Source organism: Prolinoborus fasciculus, from assembly GCF_056724605.1.
This window is the reverse complement of record NZ_JBWZQN010000001.1, coordinates 77,099-101,066: the sequence shown is the minus strand read 5'-3', so window position 1 is coordinate 101,066 and position 23,968 is coordinate 77,099. Positions and strand designations below refer to the sequence as shown.

Sequence of the window (23,968 nt, the reverse complement as noted above, 5' to 3'; positions counted from 1 at the left end):
AGATACAAAATAATTCGGTAATATAGTCCATGAAAAAGCCTTGCTCTGAAATGTTTTGTCTTCGTAACCAAGATATTACAGATGCTAAGGCTTTTTTTTATTTATTTTTTATGTCGAACTCAGGTTAATTAGAATTTTTGGCTTATTTTGATGGGTGAGTTGATATGCACATAACAATGCGTAAATCCCCAAATTAAAATCCGCGGAATCAGGGACAAAGCCAAGCTCTTAATTCCTTGGGCCTTGGCTGCAATGATTTTTGTTCCCATTACATAAAATCTGTTTTTGGGCTTATAAAAAACCTGCCTGCTACGACTAAAATTACGTTTTTATTCAAGCCATGATCCTCGGTATGCCGAACTAAAACAGCAATTAATTCACTTTGCCGGATTATATACGCGGCTACTAAAATATGAGCATCAGTATTGCAAATACGATCAAACATCTGGATATTGATAGCTATAGGGATGAAATGTTATAAAAAAATATCCGGGCATTGGCCCGGATATTTAAACTCTAAGCAGCTTAGGCAGTTTGCTTTAACGGTTTGATTTCATTTAATTCATGATCTAATTGAAGCTGATACGCACGGCTTTGATCAACCTGATAACTACGATTCTGGATGCTATCGATAAAAATCCAGTTCGCCTGTACCTGATCCGGGGTAAATGCAACACTCAAGTATCCGCGTTGATTCAAATTACAATAATTCAGCTCATCAATTAGCGTAGTAAATGCCATTTCAAATTCCTGTAACTGGGCTAAGGGAATCTGCAAATACTTCTCCATACCCGGTGATGAAACTGAACTGGTCGCTAGTTCTACCCCGACTGTACTGCCGGCTTGATCTCTCAAAGTGGAGTTCCAGGCATTATGGGTATCTCCTGCAAGTACAATCAGTTTTTTATTCAGCTGTTTACAAGCCGTATAAATCACCTCACGCTCCACGACGTACCCATCCCAGGCATCAAGATTATAAGGCACAACAGTCAGTATTCTGGCTAATTCTGCCTTTGTCAAAGTTGGATCATTTTGCAGATAGCGTATTTTTAGGCCTACCAGTTCTGTCAGCATCTGACGCACTTGTAGCAACACATCTGCAGTGGCCTGACCACTGGTGATCTGCCCCAAAACAGCCAGAATTTCGGCCGGAATTAGCATCTTGCTCATCAGCACCTGCTGACCCAGCACATTCCAGACGGCATTCGATTGGCTGAGTTGTTTCAGTATCCATTCACGTTGTGTATGTCCTAACAAGGTACGCGTCGGATTGAGCAAATCTGTCTGAAATTTATTGGCATCTAGTCCTGTCGCGGTAAGATAGTCAGCATATTGCAATTGCTTGTTACGCGCCAAAATACGAGTATCCAGCATATTCAGCTGAACCAGATCACCAAAATTAAACTGGCGATAAATATTCAAATGATCTGTTTCAGACACTGGACGAATCGGCATCCATTCAAAATAGGCCTGCAAAGCAGCCAGCTTACGTGCAAAAAAATCACCTTCTGAAACATCATGATTTTCCGCACCCTGCTCCCAGGTATCATTGGTCAGCTCATGATCATCCCAGACCACAATAAATGGATGACGCTGATGTGCTGCTTGTAAGTCCGCATCAGTTCGATACAAGGCATAACGCTTGCGGTAGTCTTCCAGTTTAATGATTTCCTCAGCATTATCTGCAGCCAGACTTCGGCCTAATGCTGCAGCCTCTTCAGTCGCATAACCACCCATCCCGTACTCATAAATGTAATCCCCTAAATGAATCACCACATCTAGGTCTTGCTGGGCAATTTCCTGATAGATATGAAAATATCCGGCTGGATAATTGGAACATGAACAAACGGCAAATTGCACCAGCTTGCTTTGCGTGGCTAAAGTTTTGGTTTGACCGACAGATGAATATACCGATGCACACTTAAAACGGTAAAAATAAGTTTGCCCTGCCGATAGACGATCCGCATCGACTTTAACCGTGAAATCTTGCGACCGACTGGTTTCAACTTGTCCTGTATTGATTATCTGGCGAAAATCCTGATCGGCAGCAATTTCCCACTGCACCTGATAACGCAGGTTTTCATCTTCCGGACTTAAGCGTGTCCATAGAATTATCCGATCCTGTAAGGGATCACCACTGGCCACCCCATGTTTAAAAGCGACTTTAGGATGTGCCTGAGCTTGATCTGAAGCATCCTCATCATTGCCACAAGCGGTCAAAGATATGGGTAAAGACAAAGCACCGAAGCCTGCAATGGAGGTCTTAAGCAGTTCACGTCTGGATATTTTTTTAGTCATAACAGCTTGCTATTGTGGGTTTTTAGTTCTTTTTTAATCCAGTTCGATGACATTAATATCTCTAAATTATGACATTTCTATGAAGCCTAATTTTTCCAAGTCCTAAATATACCAAATGACGATAAAACTAATTTCTGAGAGGCTGAGTTGGGCTATTCGAATTCTTATAGACTGATGACTTTATTTAGAAAATTTCCAATAAGTTGCTTCAAATTTCAGAAAGAAATCATCAATTACGCAGAATAATTCGTTACTATTGAACATCGGGGCTAAAGCTTTAGGTTTGGTAACTCAACTGATGGCTCTAGTCCTCTTATTTTTCAAGTTTATTTCTTATCCGCGATTCGGGTTAATTAACCTGGGGTGATTACTCCATAAGCTATTAGCCCTTAAATGCGCTTGGTACTTTAATCTAATCTCAATAATTAAAGATTAGATTAAAAGAACCCCAAATTAAATGGTTGAAAGATATGAGTGATATCAGCGTAAAAAAAGTCAATAAATTAATTGAAGAGTTTGAACAAGAAGGAAATAAGGTAGACCGATTGGAGATAGGTTACAAAACATATGCAGCCTTGATGTTAGATAAGAAATTTGCTGATAAAGTCACAAAATCAAATGAAGACCCTAAAGAGCGTCTTTATAAACAAATAAAAATTTAGCTGGTTACTGAAAAACATTATTTTAAGGTTAGGTGAAATAATTTTCTTTCCTAAGATAAAAAATCAGATTAACTCTGAACTAATACAGTTCAGCGCTTACTCAGAATAATTCCAGTAAATTTATTTGAAATAAAAACCTTAAAAGCGTTATTTTCACTCGATAAAGCCTCCATCAATCAAGAGGAAGCTCGCGTAAGCTTCCTCTTGTAAAAATTGTGGGACAGCAGTGGCAGTCCAAAATATGGTTATGTGTGTCTAGAATTTTGGTGGCTATTCAGTCCATCATTACCTACATTCCAACTCTCTAGTTTTCCAACTAGCCCAGGTTATAATAATGGCCACCCAAAATACGATTGATCTATTATGAACACCACCAATGATCCTTTACACGGTAAAAAACTTGCTGACATTTTGGATGAATTATTGGATTACTACGGTGGCTTTGAAGGTTTAAGTCGTAAAATTGAGATTAGATGTTTTTGCATAGACCCAAGTGTTAAATCATCATTGCGATTCTTGCGTACCACCCCATGGGCACGTGAAAAAGTAGAAAACTTATATTTGTATGTCTTACGCCAAAAGGCCAAACAGAAATCGTAGCAGTCAAAGCCCTAACCTCATCATAATATTATACCAAATAGTAAACTATTCTTAGAAAGAGAATATATATGTCGGTAATTATTGTTGATTTACATATTAAAATTAGTGACCAAAACTTAAAGCACCCTACTCTACCTTAAATTACACCACACAAAATAAAAACCCTATATAACTGTTATATATAGGGTTTATTGAAATACCAATTATGTTATTTAGTGTATTTTATGTCGGTGACTATTGCCAAGGTTGGGGTCGGGAGTTCGAGTCTCCTTTCCCGCTCCAGATTCTAAAAAAGCCCTGATCGAAAGACGGGGCTTTTTTTATGCTGATGTTATTTTCTTTAAATGATTCTTTCATTTTTATTTCACTCAATAAAAAATTCTTAATGTACTTTCTGATTTTATAACCAAGATATGACCATGACACCCCTAAGACAATAAAAAAGCCCTCATCAAAAGATCAGGGCTTTTTGATATTCCATCAATGAATCAGATGAAAGCAGGCTGGCGCAAAAAAAACTAGCGATGATAAGAATCCATCTTCAATACAATTAAAAGGTGATCCGCTGATAGTCACGGTATTGCGGTGTCCAGAAATTATGCTCTATTGCTAGCTGCAATTCTTCTACACTGACTTTCGATGCTACTCCGTCTTCAATCGCAGCAAGTGCCACTTTTAAGGCAATCTGCTTCGAAATTGACTGTAAACAATCCAGATTCGGCAATAAATCTGCCTGAGGGTGTTTGAGTTTAGGAGAACAGTCCGCCAAGGCATTACTCGAGGCCATCAGCATATTATCCGTGACACGTTTTGCACCTGAAGCAACTACGCCCAGACCGATACCCGGGAAAATATAAGAGTTATTGCATTGGGAAATATGATGAATCTGTCCCTGATAATTTACTGGTGCAAATGGGCTACCCGTCGCAATCAATGCTCTGCCATTGGTCCATTGCAAGATATCGGCCGGAACAGCTTCTACGCGGGAAGTCGGGTTAGATAAAGGGAAAACAATCGGTTGTACACTATTTTCAGCCATGGCTTCAATCACTTCCTGAGTGAATAGACCTGGCTGTCCAGATACACCTATCAGTACCGTCGGTTTGGCACGTTTGACCACATCCAGTAGAGAAATCATACTCTCTGCATCTGCCCAGCTTTCTACATTTTCAAGCGGCTGTGCAAGTTTGCGCTGGAAATCCAATAAATTCGGCTGATTTTCTGTGATCAGGCCAAAGCGGTCGACCATAAACACACGTGCACGTGCTTCAGCATCACTTAAGCCTTCAGCAACCATTTGCTTAACGATCTGTTCTGCAATCCCGCAACCGGCTGAACCAGCACCCAAGAAAGTAACCACCTGATCTTTAAGCTGTTTGCCTGCTGCACGCGAAGCAGCAATCAGGCTGCCGACAGACACCGCAGCGGTGCCCTGAATATCATCATTGAAACAACAGATTCGATCACGGTATTTTTCCAGCAAAGGCATGGCATTTTTCTGTGCAAAGTCTTCAAACTGAATTAAGGCATCTGGCCAGCGCTGTTGAATCGCCCGAATCACCGTCTCGACAAAAGCATAGTATTCATCGCCGCTGATTCGTGGTTCACGCCAGCCCATATAAATCGGGTCATTTAACAACTGCTGATTATTGGTACCGACATCAAGAGTAATCGGTAAGGTATAGGCCGGACTGATCCCGCCACATGCGGTGTAGAGTGCCAGTTTTCCAATGGGAATCCCCATACCACCGATGCCTTGATCTCCAAGACCCAAAATGCGCTCACCATCTGTAATCACAATCACTTTCACGTTCTTTTTATTGATATTGTGAATAATCTGGTCGATCTGATCACGGTCAGGATAGGAAATAAAGATCCCACGATGACGGCGATAAATATCAGAAAAGCGCTGACATGCCTCACCCACAGTCGGGGTATAGATAATCGGCATCATCTCACTGAGGTGATTTTCAATCAGATGGTAAAACAGGGTCTCATTGGTATCCTGAATATTCCGCAAATAAATATGCTTGTTAATATCACTGCTAAAAGCACAATACTGCTGATAAGAACGCTGACTTTGTTCTTCAATCGTCTCGGTGACATGAGGAATCAAGCCATGCAAGTTAAAGCTTCTACGCTCTTCTTCAGAAAATGCAGAGCCTTTATTGAGTAGTGGGAGTTCTAGCAGAGTATTTCCAGCATAAGGAATATATAAAGGGCGTTTACTGTTCAAATTTTCTCTGGGCATTATTTAACTCATCTAATCAATATTCGGCAATTCTGCCAAAACAGTCACATCACTTTGTTTATTTTATATAGCTTAGCCTGATTCTGAGCTATTAGGTCATTTAGTAAATTGATAATACTTTTAGCAGGATTTTATAATCTGATAACACTCTTTTTTTAGCATACGTTCGGGGTTGATTTTAACATGAACCGGTATTGGTTTTATTAATCCAAATAAGTAGCAAGATCTATTTGACAAAAAACCTCAGCTCATCAAGGATAAAGCATAAATTTAATAAGATGAACGAGTATAAAAATGAGTGAACTGCAACCGCTTTATCAGCTCGATATTCTGGGGACAGGCTATGAACAAGCGACCTTAAACTTTCCCGATGATTATGAGGGCAAAGTCGTAGCAACCCTGATCCGTAAAAAAGCAGCCCAACCCACAAAAAAAGCAGTTTTATATATTCACGGCTTTATCGATTATTTTTTTCAGACCGAAATGGCAGAGCGCTTTAATCAGCATGGTTTTGATTTTTATGCGCTGGATTTGAGAAAGTACGGACGTTCGATTCTGCCGCATCAAAAATATTATAACGTCTATGACCTAGCTGAATATGATGCAGAAATTACCCAAGCCCTCGACATTATAGCAGCTGAGGGCCACGATGCTGCCCTGCTCTGTGGTCATTCTACCGGCGGCCTGACCACGACCTTGTATGCGGCACATCATCCGCAGCATTCTTTAATTAAAGCACTTTGGGTCAACAGTCCATTTTATGACTTCAATATGAATCCGATTAAACGTGCGCTTGGCATTCCGCAACTGAGCAGACTGGCCAAAATTTTTCCCAACCTTCAATTTCCAAGCGAGCTGAACAAGTGGTATGCCACCAGCCTTCATAAGGATTTAAAAGGCGAATGGGACTTCAGTCTGGACTGGAAAAAGACCCGCTACCCGATGGTTCGGATCAGTTTTATTCGTGCCATTCATGAGGCACAGAAAGAAATTCATCGCGGTGTTCAGCTCGATATTCCGGTATTGATCATGCATTCGCATCAGACCTTATATCCTAAAAAATGGGGCAAAGCCGCACAGAGCAGCGATGTAATTCTAGGCATTAAAGACATTCAGAAATATGCCAAAAAAATTAAAGGCGATGTCACGGTTCAAAGTATCCAGGACGGTTTACATGATCTAGTGCTTTCAGAGCAATCTGTGCGTGAGCAGGTTTATCAGCAGCTGTTTCAATGGCTGCATGACAAAGGGCTTTAGATAAACGTGGAAGGAGAAATGAAACTTACCCTCATTTCTCCTGCTTGGCTTCTTTTGAATCTTTATTAGGTTGAAATGTAATTAAGCACATTAAAAATATGCCAATCTTTCGATGGTTTATAAGTGCTATAAACCCTTGTTTTTAAATTTAAGGCTTGATAATTTATAACTTTTATTCTTCTACTGCTTGTCTCCAAATATTGTCTTTTGTAGCAAGCCTGTAAACAAACAACCGCCCGTCTTTTTCCCTCTTTATAGTAGAGCTGAATGCAGAAGCGCCTATATTTTTTGATCGGCAACATGCGCTCGACCTGCACCACTAACAATCATATAAAGGAATAGATTATGCGTTATGCAGACCCCAATACTGACGGTTCAAAAATTCAATTTAAAGCGCAATACGATAATTTCATTGGCGGCGAATGGGTCGCTCCGGTCAAAGGTGAATACTTTGACAACATCTCTCCGGTAGATGGCAAAGTCTTTACCAAAGTGCCGCGCTCTTCTGTAGAAGACATTGAATTGGCTCTGGATGCAGCACACAAAGCCAAAGAACAATGGAACCGGTCATCGCCGACCACCCGCTCCAATATTCTGTTGAAAATTGCAGATCGTCTGGAACAAAATCTGGAACTGTTGGCGGTGGCAGAAACCTGGGACAATGGTAAACCGATCCGTGAAACGCTGGCTGCCGATATTCCACTGGCGATTGACCATTTTCGTTATTTTGCCGGCTGTATCCGGGCTCAGGAAGGCGGCATTTCCGAAATCGACGAAGATACCATTGCTTATCATTTCCATGAGCCGTTGGGCGTCGTGGGTCAGATTATTCCGTGGAACTTCCCGATTCTGATGGCCGCCTGGAAACTGGCACCAGCATTGGCTGCAGGCAACTGTATTGTGCTGAAACCTGCAGAACAGACTCCGGTCAGTATTTTAGTTTTAGCTGAACTGATTCAGGACATTTTGCCGCCGGGCGTATTAAATATCGTCAATGGCTATGGGGTCGAAGTCGGCCGTCCACTGGCGACCAATCCACGCATTGCCAAGATTGCCTTTACCGGTTCAACCGCCGTGGGGCAGATGATCATGCAATATGCGACTGAAAATATTATTCCGGTGACTCTGGAACTTGGCGGTAAATCACCAAATCTTTTCTTTGCCGACATCATGGATCAGGAAGACGATTATCTGGATAAAGCTCTGGAAGGCTTTGCCATGTTTGCCCTGAACCAAGGTGAAATCTGTACCTGCCCTTCCCGGGCCTTGGTACAGGAAAGTATTGCCGATGAATTTCTGGCGCGTGCAGTAGAGCGGGTGCAACGGATTAAGACTGGTCATCCGCTGGATACTGACACCATGATTGGCGCGCAAGCCTCACAGGAACAGCAGGACAAGATTCTGGGCTGTATTGCCACTGGTCGTGAAGAAGGCGCACAGATCCTGACTGGTGGTGAAGCACGTCAGGAAGTGGGTCAAGGTTTCTATATTGAGCCGACCATCTTTAAAGGCACTAATGACATGAAGACCTTCCAGGATGAAATCTTCGGGCCTGTATTGGCTGTGACCACCTTTAAAGACTTTGATGATGCGATCAAGATCGCCAATGATACAATTTATGGACTCGGTGCCGGTGTCTGGTCACGCTCAGCGCATACCTCTTACCGTGCAGGCCGTGCTATTCAGGCAGGTCGGGTCTGGACTAACTGTTATCACATCTACCCTGCCCATGCGGCTTTCGGTGGCTATAAAAAATCAGGGATTGGTCGTGAGAATCACAGAATGATGCTGGATCATTATCAACAGACCAAAAACCTGCTGGTGAGTTATTCAACCAAACCGGCTGGTTTCTTCTAAGTATGAATTTTCTCAAAAGCGAACTGCGGTTCGCTTTTTTGTTTTATTCAAGTTTTTTAATATCTGGTAAATTTTTCTGCTCTTGATCGTTGACCAGCAAAATAAAAGTCTAAAAATCACAAAAACAGGAATAAAACTGTATAAAAAACAAATTAATACTTTAACTTAGAAGGACTTCGCCTAAGTTTTTCATTTTTTATGCATTTTAACTGTTCAAAAAACCTGCATAAAGCCCTGGCTTTCATTTAAAGTCGGCTTTTCATGATTCCCAAGACTGTGTATAACATTGAACCACTATAGGGAAACTAATAAGCATAGGCAAAATTGCTTAAAAAGCGTTAGACTATGTACCCAATAATGTCATGATTCGGTCTGATCAAGATCAAAAAAGAAGGTGAAGGTTGATGCCGCTCAATACTGTTGAAGAGCTTGTAGCAGATATCCGTGCAGGAAAAATGGTCATCCTGATGGATGATGAAGATCGTGAAAATGAAGGTGACCTGGTCATTGCTGCCACGCACGTACGTCCTGAAGACATCAACTTCATGATCACCCATGCACGCGGTCTGGTCTGCCTGACTTTAAGTAAAGAGCGTTGCCAGCAGTTAAATCTGCCGTTGATGGTAGATGCAAACGGTGCGCAGCATGGAACCAATTTCACCCTGTCGATTGAAGCAGCCAAAGGTATTTCTACCGGTATTTCTCCGGCTGAACGTGCACACACGATTCAAACCGCTGTGGCTGCCCATGCCAAACCGGCAGATATTGTACAGCCAGGACATATCTTCCCGCTGATGGCGCAGCCAGGCGGTGTCTTGCACCGTGCCGGACATACTGAGGCAGGTTGTGACCTTTCCCGTTTAGCAGGACTGGAACCGGCTTCTGTGATTTGTGAAATCATCAATGAAGATGGCACCATGGCGCGCCGTCCGGATCTTGAAGTGTTTGCTGAAAAGCATGGCCTGAAAATCGGAACGATTGCCGATCTGATTCATTACCGCATGACCAATGAACAGACGGTTGAGCGTATCGATCAGCAAAGTATTGATACTGAATACGGTAGCTTTGACCTGTATCGCTATCGTGAACTGGGCAACCCGGATATTCATTTGGCCCTGGTCAAAGGTGAGCCTAAAGAGGGCGTGACCACGGTGCGTGTACATGGTTTTAACCCGACCCGTGACTTGCTCAAACTGAAAAAACAGGATGGCGAGCCGGCCTGGAACCTGGATCGCGCCCTGAAAGAAATTTCCAACAGTGATCGTGGTGTACTGGTCTGGATTGGTCAACGCCATTTACAGGATTTGGGTCCAGCATTAGATACCCTTAAAGCACCAAAAAATGTAAAATCAAATTCTGCACTGTCTCAGCAGTATCAGACCATTGGTGTGGGTGCACAAATTTTGCGTGATCTAGGCGTTGAAAAAATGAAGCTGCTCAGCTCTCCATTGCGTTTCAATGCCCTGTCAGGCTTTAACTTAGAAGTGGTGGAATACATCACCGCACAACAAACATCTTAAGAAATTATCGAGGTTGTTATGGCAGTTCGCCGTATTGAAGGTATGTTACATCTCGCGAACGAAGACCGTTATGCGATTTTAGTTGGTCGTTTTAACAGCTTTGTGGTTGAACATCTGTTAGAAGGTGCCATTGATACATTGAAACGTCATGGTGTATCAGAGGATAATATTACTGTTGTTCATGCACCTGGTGCCTGGGAACTTCCTGTAGTTGCGAAAAAACTGGCAGCTTCAGATCGTTTCGATGCCATCATCGCGCTTGGCGCCGTGATTCGTGGTAGCACGCCTCACTTCGATTTCGTTGCAGGCGAATGTGCCAAAGGTTTAGGCGTGGTTGGCCTGGACACTGGCTTACCTGTAATTAACGGTGTACTCACTACGGACAGTATTGAACAAGCGATTGAACGCTCTGGAACAAAAGCAGGCAATAAAGGTAGCGAAGCTGCCCTGACTGCGATTGAAATGGTTAACTTGTTAAAGGCTATTTAACGCTATGTCGCAAACACTTCAAGCAACTTATGCAGCAAGACGTAAAGCACGTCGCTTTGCTGTACAAGGAATTTATGAATGGCAAATGAGCCACAATCCGGTGCATGAGATTGAAGCACGTACGCGTGTGGAAAATGCCATGCACAAAGTGGATCTGAGCTATTATCATGAATTGTTGACTCAAGTGGTTGCCAATCATGAAGCATTGGATGCGCTCTTAATCCCGGTACTCGATCGCGAACTTTCAGCACTTGACGGTGTTGAGCTTGCGACCCTTCGTCTTGGCGCATATGAACTCAAAGAACATTTTGAGATTCCATATCGCGTCGTTCTAGATGAAGCGATCGAGTTGGCTAAACATTTTGGCGGTGCCGATAGCCATAAATACATCAATGGTGTATTGGATCGTTTAGCGACAACTTTGCGTGCAGCAGAAAAACAGCAATCTAACTAATAGCGTAGATTTGTTGTATGGCTGAATTTTCGATTATCGACACCTATTTCAATCGCAAGAATGCCAATTCTGTCGATCTGGGCGTCGGTGACGATTCAGCCTTGCTCACCCCCCCTCCTCAGCAACAACTGGTCATCTGTGCCGACACCCTGGTTGCTGGACGCCATTTTCCAATGAATACCGATCCGCATGCGATTGGCTGGAAAGCTGTGGCTGTCAATTTATCTGATATTGCCGCGATGGGCGCAACCCCGTACAGTATTTTACTCGCATTGAGCCTACCCCAAATTGATCATGACTGGCTAAAAGCTTTTAGTCAGGGTCTGTACGATTGCTGCGATCAATTTGGCGTAAGTTTAATCGGTGGTGATACCACTCAAAGTCCTCATTTAACCCTGTCTGTTACAGCATTGGGCTGGGTGGATATTGGTCAAGCCATTCCACGCTCAGGTGCAAAACCGGGTGATCTGATCTGTGTCAGTGGAACTGTCGGTGATGCAGCTTTTGCACTACAGCATCTTGGTCATCCACTGCAAAAACGTCTGGACTATCCAACGCCACGCTGTCAGCTCGGTGCTGCCTTAAAAGGTTTGGTACATAGTATGATTGACGTCTCGGATGGCTTGGCACAAGATCTTGGACATATTCTCAAAGCCTCTCAAGTAGGTGCAAAGCTGCAACTCGAAAACTTACCGATCAGTCCTGCCCTGCATGCTTTAAACGATGAGCAAAAATGGCAATATGCCCTCGCTGGTGGCGATGATTACGAATTATGCTTTACAATAAGCCCGCAAAATTACGAAAAATTATTGCAAAAACAACTTGATGTTTCGATTAGTATGATCGGCACAATTCAGCAGCAACACGGCTTAACTTTTGAAAAAGATGGCGTAGATCATTCACTTCAATTTAATGGGTATCAACATTTTGCATAAACCTGCGATTAATTTTAAAGCCATGTCATGGATCGACCGACTGATTGTCTTTAGTGGGGTTGGTTTTGGTTCTGGTCTGGCACCTAAAGCACCCGGTACCTTTGGTTCGGCCTTTGCACTTTTATTTATTCCTATTTGGCTGCATCTTGGTTTTCTAAACAGTGTTTTTGCCATTGCCATCATGTCCCTGGTTGGCATATATATCTGCGGGCATACTGCTAGAGTCATGGGTGTACATGATGATGGCCGCATCGTCTGGGATGAATTTGCCGGACAATCCATCACATTTTTGCCCCTGATCTATTTAGGCCAGATGAACTGGTTATGGTTGCTCATCGGTTTTGCGCTATTCAGATTATTTGATATCTGGAAACCTTGGCCGATCCGTGTGATTGACCGACAGGTCGACGGTGGCTTCGGCATCATGCTGGATGACATTATTGCCGGCCTTTGGGCTGCTCTTTGTATTTTGCTTTATTTTTACTTCATCGTGGCATAAGCCATATTTAGGATTAGAACATGTCAACGACTGTTATTATTCTTGCTGCAGGTAAAGGAACGCGCATGCGCTCTAGCTTACCGAAAGTATTACAACCCCTTGCAGGACGTCCTTTACTGGGTCATGTCATTGAAACGGCAAAAAAATTAAACGCAGATAATATTATTACGATTTATGGTCACGGCGGTGATCGGGTTCAGACAGCATTTGCACAAGAGGATATTAAATGGGTCGAACAGGCTGAACAGCTGGGTACCGGTCATGCCGTACAAATGACCTTGCCTGTCCTGCCACAAGACGGCGTCTCGCTGATTCTTTCCGGCGATGTGCCGTGCATTAATCCTGTAACCTTACAAAAATTACTCGATGCCACTGCAGCAACCGGTATTGGTCTGGTGACGCTTACCCTGCCAGATGCCAATGGTTATGGTCGTATTGTGCGTGAACAGGGTCAGATCCAGGCCATTATTGAGCACAAGGATGCTTCCGAAGAGCAACGTCAGATTAAAGAAATTAATACCGGTATTTATGCGGTCAGCAATGCCAAACTGCATCAATGGCTGCCAAGTTTAAGTAATGACAATTCTCAAGGTGAATATTACCTGACGGATATCGTCGCGATGGCTTTGGCAGATGGTATGCAAGTTGCATCGGTAGAACCTGAGCAGGCTTTTGAAGTTGAAGGGGTAAATGACCGGGTGCAGCTGGCTGCTTTAGAACGTCAGTTCCAGGTTTATCAAGCCAAACAGCTGATGCAGCAAGGCGTACATCTGATTGATCCAAGCCGCTTTGACTTGCGTGGTAATTTAACTGTCGGCCAGGATGTTCGCATTGATATCAACGTGATTATCGAAGGTGATTGCGAGCTGGGCGACAACGTTGAAATTGGCGCTGGCTGTATTATCAAGAATACCAAGATTGCAGCTGGCACCAAGGTTCAGCCATATAGCATTTTAGATAGCGCCATCGTTGGTGAAGATACTCAAATTGGACCTTTTGCACGACTCCGTCCGGGTGCACAACTGGCCAATGAAGTGCATATCGGTAACTTTGTTGAAGTTAAAAATACCACGATTGGTTTAGGCTCTAAAGCCAACCACTTTACCTACCTGGGTGATGCTGAAATCGGTGCCGGTTCTAATATCGGTGCAGGAACCATTACCTGTAATTATGATGGTGCGAACAAGTTTAAAACGATTATTGGTGATCAGGCCTTTATTGGCTCGAACAGTTCATTGGTGGCACCTGTAAAAATTGGCAATGGCGCCACAGTCGGTGCAGGCTCAACGATTACCCGTGATGTGGAAGACAACAGTTTGGCAGTAGAGCGCTCTAAGCAATTTGCCAAAGAAAACTATCCACGTCCGCAAAAAATCAAGAAATAAGGGGAATAAATATGTGTGGTATCGTTGGTGGCATTGCAGAACGTAGCATTACCAATATTTTGATTGAAGGTTTAAAACGCCTGGAATACCGTGGTTATGATTCAGCAGGTTTGGCACTCATTAACAACAGCCAAGTCCTACGTGAACGCCGTGTCGGTAAGGTTGCGAACCTTGAACAGGCTGTGAATGAATCACAGATTAGTGGTTCACTTGGCATTGCGCATACACGCTGGGCGACCCATGGCAAACCGACTGAAGAAAATGCCCATCCGCATATTTCTGAAAATGTGGCAGTAGTCCATAACGGAATTATCGAAAACTACCAAGAACTCAAAGATGATCTTGAAGCTTTGGGCTATGTGTTTACCTCACAGACTGATACTGAAGTGGTGGCCCATCTGATCAATGATGCGCTGAAATCTACCTCGAGCCTGTTAGAAGCTGTACACCAAGTGGTTCCGCAACTGAAAGGTGCCTATGCACTCGGTATCGTACATACTGACCACCCTGATGAACTGATTACCGTACGTGAAGGTTCTCCGCTCGTCATTGGTGTCGGTATTGGTGAAAACTTTATCAGTTCTGACCAGTTGGCTCTGCTCCCGATTACCAACCGTTTTATTTATCTTGAAGAAGGCGATATTGCCCGTTTGACCCGTACCACGATTGAAGTCTTTGTCGATGGTCAACTTGTCGATCGTCCGGTCAAGGAACTGGATGCTGCCGTCAGCAATGCTTCTAAAGGTGAATACAAGCACTACATGCTCAAAGAAATTTATGAGCAGCCTGAAGCGATCAAACAGACCATTTCCCAAGCTTTAAATGGCAATGACCTGCGTGAAGATTTTCTTGCCAGTGCAGAACAAGACTTTGCAAAAATCCAGCAAATCCAGATTATTGCCTGCGGTACCAGCTATCATGCCGGCATGATTGCCAAATACTGGTTTGAACAGCTGATTGACCTGCCTTGCCAGGTCGAGATTGCCAGCGAGTTCCGTTATCGCACTCCGGTGATTGTGAATAACACGCTGTATGTGTGTATTTCCCAATCCGGTGAAACTGCCGACACTTTGGCTGCATTACGTGATACACAGAAACGTGCGGCTGCCAAAGGCCTCGACATCACCACGATGACCATCTGTAACGTGGCGACCTCATCAATGGTACGCGAAACTCAGCATAGCCTGTTAACCCTGGCTGGCCCTGAAATTGGTGTGGCTTCAACCAAAGCATTTACTACCCAGCTTGCTGCATTGATGCTGTTGGTACTCAAAATCGGTTCTGTGAAAAATACGATTTCTACAGCACAAATGACGGAGATCACCACAGAACTTTGGCATACGCCTAAAGTGATTCTGGATACATTACGTCATGATGATGAAATTTTACGTCTTTCAGAACTGTTTGTTGAAAAGCAGCATTGCCTATTCCTGGGCCGTGGTACGCATTTCCCGATCGCTCTGGAAGGTGCACTCAAGCTGAAAGAAATCTCCTATATTCATGCGGAAGGTTATGCTGCAGGCGAACTAAAACACGGGCCATTGGCACTGGTTGACAATGACATGCCAGTAGTGATTCTGGCACCACAGGATGACATGCTGGATAAGCTCAAATCCAATATGGAAGAAGTTCAGGCGCGTGGTGGCGAGCTATTTGTGTTTGCTGATGAAAACAGCGGCATTAAAGCCAAAGAACGCCAGCATGTGGTACATATTCCGGCAGTCAATGCAGTGCTGGCACCGATTGTGTATAGCATCCCGGTGCAGTTATTGTCTTATCATGTGGCTGTATTACGTGGTACGGATGTAGATCAGCCACGTAATCTGGCCAAGTCGGTTACCGTTGAATAATTAAAATTGAATCGAGGCTGGTGTGTTCGTATAATTAAGTTTGTATCAAATAATTAAGTTTAGATTTAATTATTTAAGTTTGTATATTAATGAAGTAAACGAACAAAACCCTACCCTGTAGACCTAGTGATTCTTCACCAAGTCTACAGGGTTTTTAATATAATTAAATTCAAATTAGAATCACACCAGAAATATAAAATTATTACTAATATATTCAACAATATAGATATATAAAAATCCCACCCTAGATTCAAAAAGCATCCCTTTTTGACCTCACCTTGAAAACATTTCATTTTTATTTAAAGTATGCTTCCCCTTTCTGAGCAAGAATTCGTATTTTAAAGTGGAAGAATCTAATACAAACTTAATTTCATTTAAAACTCAGGATACCAAATTTTAATACAAACTTAATTTTAAAATTAAAATATAAAGAACAATTAATATCAACAACTTAAGAAAAAAAATAAAACAAACTTAATTAAATTCCCATAATTAGGCGCAATATTTGGTCATAAAGCAAAATAAGGGATAAGGAGCTATGTGCAAATTCTGAATAAGTCTACTAGCTACTCCTGTTACTAGCAGCCCACCTTATTTAAAATTAGGTATTTCATTCACTGGATATATTAATGTTAATGGATTTGATGTTAATGAGATAAAGCCAAAACGCTGATAAAACTCTATGGCTTTTTGATCTTTTGCATGTATTACAACAAAATTAACACCAATAATTTGAGCAACTTTTGAAACTTGTTTAAGAGCCTGAGCTAAAAGTACTTTTCCAATTCCTTGCCCTGCGCTGCTTGATCAACGGCAAAGCGACCCACAACCACACAAGGTAATGGATAACGAGGTAATCGTTTAGTGAAAATAGCATTAAATCCTATAGAGGTACTTGATAGACAATAAAATCCTCTCACCTACTGTGTATCATCATCAATAGCAACATAGGTTTTACTTGTTCCTGATTTCTGATGTTGGGATGTGTATTATTTTATGGATTTATTTAGATCATCTTGCCCACAATTAAATGATTTTTTCTGATGATGGTCTTGTAAAACCTCAATTTTCATCCAATAAACTCATTAATTTTTTCATCTCATCATTTGCAGGGCGTGGATTTTCAAGCAAATTCATTAACATATCACGATCAGCATTATTTACTTTTAACTCGTGATGATATTTAAGTAATTCTTTTGCTCGTTCAAATGAGGATTGGATCATAAAGGAACTCACACTAAGACCCAATAAATTCGCAGCTTGCTCAATTACATTCTTTGCATCTACAGTTGAACGAACATTGATTCGTTCTGTTGCTAAGTTAGCCATATTTCCCACCAACTTGTGCATCAATATGATGTACAAGTTATAGCAGATTAAGGCAGTACTTTAAGATTCAAATTTGCATATTTTGTTTTAAAATATTTGGAATATAAAATAAGCATTTTACTATGAACCAAAATGAATGGTCGGGTTTGAGTCTGAATATGCAGTTGGTTTACATAAAAATATGCAACGATGTTTACTAAGATGTAATTTGAATACTTTTGCCTATCCTAAACGTTTTTTAAACTCAGCAATTGAGTACTAAAATACCCGATAAATTATTAAGCTACTGAATTTAAAAAACAATTAAATAAAAATTATAAAATTTTGTTTGTATATAAATATATTTAAGTTTGTATATTTATGCCAAATACAAAATTATCTTCCTTGAGATATGATGAATTATCAACCAAAATTCATAGGTCTTCTGTATGACAAAAATTATAAAAAACTATGAGGAATTAGTAAAAGAAGGATATGGCCAAGGCCATGGACGAGATTATAAATCTTGCAAAACTGTTCATAACTTCAGTTCAATTGGTCGCTCTCATAGAGTACAAGGTCGTGTGAGTAAACGTCTTCACCACTTGTTTTCTGATCTAGAGTTATCCACCTTTTTGCTGCTTGACTGGAATCAGAACGTTACAGATATTCGTGAACATTATCCTTTGGATATCTATGATCTTAACTCCATCTGTTCTCGTTACCGGATGAAAAAGGTATCGGTTGATTATCTACCTTTTACCCTATCTTCAGATTTTTTAGTTGATTTTGGTAAGTTTTCTATAGCCCTCGACACTCTTTATAGTAAGGATTTGAATAAAGCACATATTATTGAGTCTTTAGAAATTAAACGTCGTTACTGGGAAGAAGAGCACAATACGCCATTCAAGCTGATTACCGAAAAGGATATTCCTGCTACGGTACTAGAGAACATTAAATGGCTGTATGTAGAAAAAAATAATCTTGAAATAACAAATCATATGATTGATCAAGCAATTTATTTTATGGAAGAAATTAGCCAGTATCCTCAAAGCTCATTGATCTCTTTCTGCAACCATACTGACCAAACTCAAAAAAGGGGTATCGGAACGACGCTCGCATTGTTTAGAAAACTATTTGCCCTGCGAATACTGCAATTTAATCTAGAAATTTCGTACTTGGAGCTTAAACTCTCTGATATTCATGCAAGTAATTTGCTCCAGAACGAGAATACAGTCCATGCAACTAATTAATTCAGTTTACATCTTGAATTCAACACAATACCGGATACTCAAATTCTTACCGCAGTATACCGTATGGATTGCAATTGATAATAAAAATGCTTTTCCTGAACTCATTTTATCCAAGGAACTTCAAACTCTCTCAGATGATCAAAGCCTAATACCAGCACAAGATCCTTATGAACACTTAAAACGATTAAACTTGAGTGAGGATTCTATTCAACTCAAAAAAAGAGATGAAAACTTTTTTATTATTCAAGATTTAATTAATGATGAACAAGTTCTTATCAATGCAAAAATCAGGACTGCAAAAATTAAAACTATACATCTAGAAAAAGAAGTATCAATTAATAAAATCCTACGACTCCTAAGACGCTACTGGCAACGTGGTCAAACTATAAATGCTTTGGTACCGGACTATGAAAACTCAGGTGGAAAAGGCCAAAAAAGAGCTATAGGTGATAAAAAAATTGGCAGACCACGCATTTATGAATCGAATGAAGGTAAGAATGTCACTGAACAGGTTGAATTATATTTTAAGCAAGCCATCGAAGATTATTTAGTTCCTGTCAAAAAACAATCCATTAACGAAACTTATCTTCGGTTTAAAAATTTATTTTCTAAGCACTTTCATCAAGTGCAAGCCGCAGATATTCCAACCTATGCCCAATTCTATTATTTTTATAATAAGCGATATAGAAATAAGAACAATTCCAAGGAAATTCTGAAGAATCAGAAAACTCTGAAAGATCACAAACCTCTGACTTCAACAGCGACCAAGCACGCAAATGGTCCTGGTGCACGTTATGAAATAGATTCAACAATCGCTGATATCTACCTTGTATCATCACGAGATCCATCACAGATTATTGGCAGACCTACCGTATATATTGCTATCGATGTATTTAGCCGGATGATTACTGGGCTTTATGTCGGTATGGAAAACAGCTCATTTAACACAGCCATACAATGCCTCAGCGTCGCAATCCAAGATAAAGTAACATTCTGTCAGAGTTATGGCTTACAAATACAAGCGGAAGACTGGCCGATTTATGGTTTACCTAGCGCCATACTTGCAGACCGCGGCGAACTAATTGGCTATCAAATTGAACTTCTTGAAAAAAACTTTTCTGTTCGAATTGAAAATGCACCACCGTATCGAAGCGATGCCAAAGGTATTGTGGAGAGGGCTTTCGGAATCATTCAGTCACGCTTTAAATCCTACGATAATATTGGTGTTGTTTCTGGATTCAAGGAAAAAAAGAAAGGCGGACATGATTATCGGCTAGAAGCGTGCCTGACTCTGGAAGAGTTCAGAAAAATCATATTAAGCTGCATCTTGTTACGCAATAATTTTGATGTCTTGACGAAATATGATCGCAGTGCCGATATGCCAACTGACCTACCATCTATTCCTCTTAAGCTCTGGCAGTGGGGCCTACAGCACCGCACTGGGATGTTAAGACAAGTGGATAACAAATCACTCTATGTGGGCTTGTTACCTAGGATCGATGCCTCCTTAAGTGACAAAGGACTTAAAGTCAAAGGATTAGTCTATCAATGTCTGGAAATGCATCAACAAGGCTGGTTTATTCGTAACACAACCAAATCTCGCCCGAAAAAGTTGCGGATTGGTTTTGACCCATACTCAGTAAATACCATTTATATTTTTTATGATGAAAATAAATTGGAATACTGGGAGGCTCACTTAAATGATACCTCACGTCAATATCAACATCTGACCTGGTGGGAAGCTGAACAAATTCAAAAAGCGATCAAAACTGTTGAAAAACAGCATTCGCAACTCAAGTCTGTAGCCATCAGCGAATTGCAGGATTTTACTGACAACATCATTAAGTCAGCACAGAGTCGGCGGGCTCAAGCGGGAGTTCACCAACTTTCTAACGCACAACGTACTCGAAATATCCGGCAGAATAAACAAGAAGCCATGCAGATGGAACGTGCGGAACACCTACAAAACAGGCCTGCAAATTCTATCCGGACCATCAATCCCAATAAAGATAATACTCAAATACCCCCATCTCAAACCAGCAATCTAGATTTGACAAGTCAACCAGATTTAATGAGACAATTATTTGAAGAGGACGATGAAGAATGAATAATAATGAACTCACGATTAATACATCAATAGAAGACATCTATGGGGATAATCCTCTCATTACTCAATTACCGCCCATTCTTGACACGAAGTCGGTTATTAAACACCTACGAGGGAAACTAAAATTTATTCCAGAGCAGCGTTTTTTGCCTCAACCCGAAAGAATTCATCTAATTGCTCAACTGCCTCATGATTTTTTCCAACCACTCACCAAACATCTATCCCTTGAACAAAAAATTTCTATCATGATCCGGCAAGGTTACGTGAGTAGAAACATCAATAATGGTGATCGACACAGGCATTTGCACGCGGCTTTTCAACAACTAGAACCTTCAAACGAAAGCTCTTACCGCTACGCTCCTCCAGAATCGACAGCCACTAGTATGTCTATTATAGGATGTTCTGGAAGTGGAAAAACGACCACAATGAACAAGATTTTGCGCTATTATCCGCAAGTGATTGAGCATAAACAACTGGGGTTAAAACAAATTGTTTATCTTAAAATTGATTGCCCGCATGATAGCTCTTTAAAAAACTTATGCTCAAACTTTTTTAGAGCGGTAGATTTAGCATTAGGAGATACTAACTTCGAGCATCGTTTCACCAGAAGCCGCTTAAATGTGAATGCCATGCTACAGCAGATGAAAATCATCGCAAATAATTATTCAATTGGACTTTTAATCATTGATGAAATCCAGCATTTAAATACAAAAAAATCTGGTGGGGCTGAGATTATTCTTAATTTCTTTGTCACGCTTGTGAATGTAGCGTCAATTCCAATTGTGATGATTGGGACACCCAAAGCCAATGAAATTCTGCAAGAAGATTTAAGATCAGCTAGACGCAGTGCGGGATTAGGCTCTTTAATCTGGGAACCTATGCGCAATGAAGCACCCACTCCCGATTCTAGCACCCCTGATCAAATGATCATTTCTGAATGGTATGCTTTCACCAACAAGCTGTGGCAATATCAATGGGTTCAACAACCAGCTGAACTGACCGATGAATTAAGAAACACTTGGTATTATTATACGCAGGGCATTCCAGATTTAGTGGTTAAACTGTTCTGCTTGGTGCAGATTCATGCAATCACCATTGGTCTGGAAAAAATTACATCTGAACTTTTTAAAAAAGTCTATGAAGAACAATTACAGCCAGTTCACGATATTCTAGATGCGCTGCGTTCAGGTAATCCTGCACGTATTGCACGGTACTCTGACCTCACTATCCCTCAAGTTCAAATTGAGGAGTATGTTGAACAACACCGTTTTAAAGCCGCATTAAAAACAGAAAAACAGCATAAAGATCTAGGACCGCATTATTCTACTTTAATAGGTATGCTAACAGCATTAGGTCATCCCGCTGCTGCAATAGAACCGCATGTCACTTCTGCATTAAAAAAATATCCAAACGAGAACTTACAGGTACTCCTCCAGCATATTCTGGAAGTATTAGACAGCTCTGTAGTAAAAGATAAATTGGACCAGCCTCAGACCACAACTCCGGCAAGGAAGCCAAGGACCTCTCGTAAAGTCATGAAAGTGGAGGAATGGAAGAGTACTGAAACGAATGACTTACGAAACTTTTTCAGTCAAGCACAAGAACAGGACGTAGATGTTTATGAGTTATTAAAATCATCTCACTATTTGTTTGATCCTACCCGTCCCATTTTGCATTAAGCAGAAAAAATGGAGGGTAAGGTACCATGATTTCAAATTTTCCAGCACCATATCCAAATGAATTGATTTACAGTGTGATTGCTCGTTATGCTGTTCACAATGGGATTCTGAGTCCAAAATATCTCACTGAAGAATTATTCAATAATAGGAACTTGACACCAACTTACGATTTACCTTCTCATCTAGACAGGGTGGCCAGTTACTTACCAGATCACTATGATGCGCTTATTTTAATCAACCAACACACCCTGTTACCAATTTACCAACCATTTCAACCTGATACAGTAATGCATTATGCTGTGCAGGCATTGCGAGGTGAGCAGTATCAATCCCTGCATACCAAATTAGGAAAAAATGCATCGCGGATCAAAGCTGTGAGTTTTTTCCGGTTCTGCCCTCATTGCTGGCAAGAACAGATGCAGCAATATGGTGAAGTTTATTGGAAACGCAGCTGGCAGATTACTGGATACGAATATTGTAGAAGGCATCAGCAATCTCTTTCTGTGAGTTCTATGTCTTGTAATGGGATAGACCGAAAATTCTATTTTGCTCATTTGAATGCACTGAAAGACTCTTCACAGCTTGTGTTTAATCCTCAAGACGTAAATCATCATATCGAGCTTGCAGGACTGATCGAAGAGCTACTCGCTCATTCAACACCCTTCAATGTGCAGGATTTTTCTACTGTATCAGATGCTTATTTTCTTATCTTAAAAGATAGGGAATTACTATCAGGCCGTAAAAATATTAATTACGAAAAAGTACGCCAATTAGTCATTGAATATTGGGGCGAAAGTTTTCTTGCATATTATCAATTAGCAGATTTAGATAGTGAAAACTGCTGGCTGAAAAATATATTAAGAAAACATCGTAAAGCATTTTCTTATCTTGAGCACCTCATCGTATTAAAAGCTCTTGTTCCAGAGAAAAATCCGATTGAAACATATAAGCAATATATTCACCTAGCATCCATGGATCTAGAGGAAGCCACCACAACAGTAACAATATGTATGGATAATAAAGTAGATCGAACATTATCTGAGGACCAAAAACAATGGACAAAATTAATCCTAGAAAGGCCTGTCAAACAGGCTCGCCAACAAAATAGCTCACTGTATGCTCGCTTATATCGCAATCATAAAGATTGGCTATTATTTATCAATAAATCAGCTTTAACTCCCCCGCCTTCTATCCCTAAACCACGTATTGACTGGAGAGCTCGAGATCGACAGTTTGTTAAACAACTCATCAAAATACGGGATGAATTATTAGAAGATCTAGACTCCCCACAATGGACAAAAAAGTTTTTTATTAGACAACTGGGTTCAGTGAGTATGATTGAAAAAAACTGGAATTTTTTCCCATTGACTTCAGTCTTTTTAGATCGTTATACTGAGTCTGTGGATTGTTACCAAATACGTCGTCTGACTCGAACCTATATTCGTCAACAAACTGAAAATAAAGACTATCCACCAAGTGTTTTTTTACGTGAATCTGGATTAAGTGAGCAGCGATTGACACCAGAAGCACGTCGATTCTTTAAGAATATTATGGGGAAATAAAA

Annotated in this window: 19 protein-coding genes and 1 pseudogene; 15 read left to right on the top strand and 5 right to left on the bottom strand. The window is 41.0% G+C overall.

Annotated elements, in window-relative coordinates:
• Positions 1-525 precede the first annotated feature (525 nt).
• Both AC1P5O_RS00455 and AC1P5O_RS00450 read right to left on the bottom strand, forming a co-directional pair.
• On the bottom strand, positions 526-2,298 hold the full coding sequence (locus tag AC1P5O_RS00455; protein WP_086044319.1) for an alkaline phosphatase D family protein: 1,773 nt from the start codon (positions 2,296-2,298) through the stop codon (positions 526-528).
• A 108-nt stretch (positions 2,299-2,406) separates the two neighbouring features.
• Positions 2,407-2,562, bottom strand: a pseudogene (locus tag AC1P5O_RS00450) (IS982 family transposase); the annotation flags it as partial.
• A 206-nt stretch (positions 2,563-2,768) separates the two neighbouring features.
• Here AC1P5O_RS00450 and AC1P5O_RS00445 point away from each other — a divergent pair.
• Together AC1P5O_RS00445 and AC1P5O_RS00440 are read left to right on the top strand one after the other, a co-directional pair.
• Positions 2,769-2,960 carry a hypothetical protein gene (locus AC1P5O_RS00445; protein WP_005105075.1) on the top strand — a complete coding sequence of 64 codons (192 nt, stop codon included), beginning with the start codon at positions 2,769-2,771 and terminating at the stop codon, positions 2,958-2,960.
• Positions 2,961-3,323: 363 nt separating this feature from the next.
• On the top strand, positions 3,324-3,560 hold the full coding sequence (locus tag AC1P5O_RS00440; RefSeq protein WP_004280931.1) for a VF530 family protein: 237 nt from the start codon (positions 3,324-3,326) through the stop codon (positions 3,558-3,560).
• A gap of 550 nt (positions 3,561-4,110) precedes the next feature.
• On the opposite strand, the gene AC1P5O_RS00435 is transcribed toward AC1P5O_RS00440, so the two are convergent.
• Positions 4,111-5,811: an NAD-dependent malic enzyme gene (locus AC1P5O_RS00435; RefSeq protein WP_005268130.1), complete on the bottom strand. Its 1,701-nt coding sequence runs from the start codon at positions 5,809-5,811 to the stop codon at positions 4,111-4,113.
• Between the two features lie 294 nt (positions 5,812-6,105).
• Between AC1P5O_RS00435 and AC1P5O_RS00430 the strand changes: the two genes are divergently transcribed.
• The 9 genes from AC1P5O_RS00430 (at position 6,106) to glmS (ending at position 16,057) form a co-directional block, all read left to right on the top strand.
• Positions 6,106-7,068, top strand: coding sequence for an alpha/beta hydrolase (locus tag AC1P5O_RS00430; protein ID WP_262466630.1), 963 nt, complete (start codon positions 6,106-6,108; stop codon positions 7,066-7,068).
• A gap of 345 nt (positions 7,069-7,413) precedes the next feature.
• Positions 7,414-8,925 carry an acetaldehyde dehydrogenase ExaC gene (gene exaC, locus AC1P5O_RS00425; protein ID WP_262466629.1) on the top strand — a complete coding sequence of 504 codons (1,512 nt, stop codon included), beginning with the start codon at positions 7,414-7,416 and terminating at the stop codon, positions 8,923-8,925.
• Between the two features lie 404 nt (positions 8,926-9,329).
• A complete protein-coding gene (gene ribBA, locus AC1P5O_RS00420; RefSeq protein WP_262466627.1) occupies positions 9,330-10,445 on the top strand; it encodes a bifunctional 3,4-dihydroxy-2-butanone-4-phosphate synthase/GTP cyclohydrolase II in 1,116 nt (371 codons plus the stop codon).
• 18 nt (positions 10,446-10,463) lie between these two features.
• A complete protein-coding gene (gene ribH, locus AC1P5O_RS00415; protein ID WP_004280926.1) occupies positions 10,464-10,934 on the top strand; it encodes a 6,7-dimethyl-8-ribityllumazine synthase in 471 nt (156 codons plus the stop codon).
• A gap of 4 nt (positions 10,935-10,938) precedes the next feature.
• A complete protein-coding gene (gene nusB / locus AC1P5O_RS00410; protein ID WP_262466626.1) occupies positions 10,939-11,388 on the top strand; it encodes a transcription antitermination factor NusB in 450 nt (149 codons plus the stop codon).
• A 17-nt stretch (positions 11,389-11,405) separates the two neighbouring features.
• Complete coding sequence (gene thiL / locus AC1P5O_RS00405; RefSeq protein WP_253146592.1) at positions 11,406-12,323, top strand: thiamine-phosphate kinase; 918 nt, start codon at positions 11,406-11,408, stop codon at positions 12,321-12,323.
• Positions 12,316-12,822 (top strand): phosphatidylglycerophosphatase A family protein, encoded by a 507-nt coding sequence (locus AC1P5O_RS00400; protein ID WP_224217143.1) that lies wholly within the window; start codon positions 12,316-12,318, stop codon positions 12,820-12,822. Before thiL ends, AC1P5O_RS00400 begins: the two co-directional genes overlap by 8 nt.
• Positions 12,823-12,842: 20 nt before the next feature.
• The gene (gene glmU / locus AC1P5O_RS00395; protein WP_224217142.1) at positions 12,843-14,207 is read left to right on the top strand and encodes a bifunctional UDP-N-acetylglucosamine diphosphorylase/glucosamine-1-phosphate N-acetyltransferase GlmU; all 1,365 of its coding nucleotides are present in this window, start codon (positions 12,843-12,845) and stop codon (positions 14,205-14,207) included.
• A gap of 11 nt (positions 14,208-14,218) precedes the next feature.
• On the top strand, positions 14,219-16,057 hold the full coding sequence (glmS, locus tag AC1P5O_RS00390; protein ID WP_262466625.1) for a glutamine--fructose-6-phosphate transaminase (isomerizing): 1,839 nt from the start codon (positions 14,219-14,221) through the stop codon (positions 16,055-16,057).
• 591 nt (positions 16,058-16,648) lie between these two features.
• Here glmS and AC1P5O_RS00385 read toward each other — a convergent pair.
• Together AC1P5O_RS00385 and AC1P5O_RS00380 are read right to left on the bottom strand one after the other, a co-directional pair.
• Positions 16,649-16,843 (bottom strand): GNAT family N-acetyltransferase, encoded by a 195-nt coding sequence (locus AC1P5O_RS00385; protein WP_262466635.1) that lies wholly within the window; start codon positions 16,841-16,843, stop codon positions 16,649-16,651.
• A gap of 276 nt (positions 16,844-17,119) precedes the next feature.
• The gene (locus AC1P5O_RS00380) at positions 17,120-17,386 is read right to left on the bottom strand and encodes a type II toxin-antitoxin system TacA family antitoxin (RefSeq protein ID WP_004728824.1); all 267 of its coding nucleotides are present in this window, start codon (positions 17,384-17,386) and stop codon (positions 17,120-17,122) included.
• 428 nt (positions 17,387-17,814) lie between these two features.
• On the opposite strand from AC1P5O_RS00380, the gene AC1P5O_RS00375 reads away from it, so the two are divergent.
• From AC1P5O_RS00375 to AC1P5O_RS00360, 4 genes are read left to right on the top strand one after another with little or no spacing between them, the layout of a single operon-like run.
• Positions 17,815-18,618, top strand: coding sequence for a heteromeric transposase endonuclease subunit TnsA (locus AC1P5O_RS00375; RefSeq protein WP_004728826.1), 804 nt, complete (start codon positions 17,815-17,817; stop codon positions 18,616-18,618).
• Complete coding sequence (locus AC1P5O_RS00370) at positions 18,605-20,725, top strand: TnsB C-terminal domain-containing protein (RefSeq protein WP_005094701.1); 2,121 nt, start codon at positions 18,605-18,607, stop codon at positions 20,723-20,725. The genes AC1P5O_RS00375 and AC1P5O_RS00370 overlap by 14 nt, the downstream gene beginning before the upstream one ends.
• On the top strand, positions 20,722-22,404 hold the full coding sequence (locus AC1P5O_RS00365) for an AAA family ATPase (RefSeq protein WP_499005462.1): 1,683 nt from the start codon (positions 20,722-20,724) through the stop codon (positions 22,402-22,404). The genes AC1P5O_RS00370 and AC1P5O_RS00365 overlap by 4 nt, the downstream gene beginning before the upstream one ends.
• Positions 22,405-22,430: 26 nt before the next feature.
• Complete coding sequence (locus AC1P5O_RS00360; RefSeq protein ID WP_348942113.1) at positions 22,431-23,966, top strand: TnsD family Tn7-like transposition protein; 1,536 nt, start codon at positions 22,431-22,433, stop codon at positions 23,964-23,966.
• The last annotated feature ends 2 nt before the right edge of the window (positions 23,967-23,968 follow it).

Excerpts from the sequence above, each read along its gene's own strand:
- thiL (WP_253146592.1), top strand. The coding sequence starts at position 11,406 with ATGGCTGAATTTTCGATTATCGACACCTATTTCAATCGCAAGAATGCC.
- glmS (WP_262466625.1), top strand. The coding sequence starts at position 14,219 with ATGTGTGGTATCGTTGGTGGCATTGCAGAACGTAGCATTACCAATATT.
- nusB (WP_262466626.1), top strand. The coding sequence starts at position 10,939 with ATGTCGCAAACACTTCAAGCAACTTATGCAGCAAGACGTAAAGCACGT.
- glmU (WP_224217142.1), top strand. The coding sequence starts at position 12,843 with ATGTCAACGACTGTTATTATTCTTGCTGCAGGTAAAGGAACGCGCATG.
- AC1P5O_RS00370 (WP_005094701.1), top strand. The coding sequence starts at position 18,605 with ATGCAACTAATTAATTCAGTTTACATCTTGAATTCAACACAATACCGG.
- AC1P5O_RS00375 (WP_004728826.1), top strand. The coding sequence starts at position 17,815 with ATGACAAAAATTATAAAAAACTATGAGGAATTAGTAAAAGAAGGATAT.
- ribBA (WP_262466627.1), top strand. The coding sequence starts at position 9,330 with ATGCCGCTCAATACTGTTGAAGAGCTTGTAGCAGATATCCGTGCAGGA.
- AC1P5O_RS00435 (WP_005268130.1), bottom strand. The coding sequence starts at position 5,811 with ATGCCCAGAGAAAATTTGAACAGTAAACGCCCTTTATATATTCCTTAT.
- AC1P5O_RS00380 (WP_004728824.1), bottom strand. The coding sequence starts at position 17,386 with ATGGCTAACTTAGCAACAGAACGAATCAATGTTCGTTCAACTGTAGAT.
- ribH (WP_004280926.1), top strand. The coding sequence starts at position 10,464 with ATGGCAGTTCGCCGTATTGAAGGTATGTTACATCTCGCGAACGAAGAC.
- AC1P5O_RS00430 (WP_262466630.1), top strand. The coding sequence starts at position 6,106 with ATGAGTGAACTGCAACCGCTTTATCAGCTCGATATTCTGGGGACAGGC.
- AC1P5O_RS00360 (WP_348942113.1), top strand. The coding sequence starts at position 22,431 with ATGATTTCAAATTTTCCAGCACCATATCCAAATGAATTGATTTACAGT.
- AC1P5O_RS00440 (WP_004280931.1), top strand. The coding sequence starts at position 3,324 with ATGAACACCACCAATGATCCTTTACACGGTAAAAAACTTGCTGACATT.
- AC1P5O_RS00455 (WP_086044319.1), bottom strand. The coding sequence starts at position 2,298 with ATGACTAAAAAAATATCCAGACGTGAACTGCTTAAGACCTCCATTGCA.
- exaC (WP_262466629.1), top strand. The coding sequence starts at position 7,414 with ATGCGTTATGCAGACCCCAATACTGACGGTTCAAAAATTCAATTTAAA.
- AC1P5O_RS00445 (WP_005105075.1), top strand. The coding sequence starts at position 2,769 with ATGAGTGATATCAGCGTAAAAAAAGTCAATAAATTAATTGAAGAGTTT.
- AC1P5O_RS00365 (WP_499005462.1), top strand. The coding sequence starts at position 20,722 with ATGAATAATAATGAACTCACGATTAATACATCAATAGAAGACATCTAT.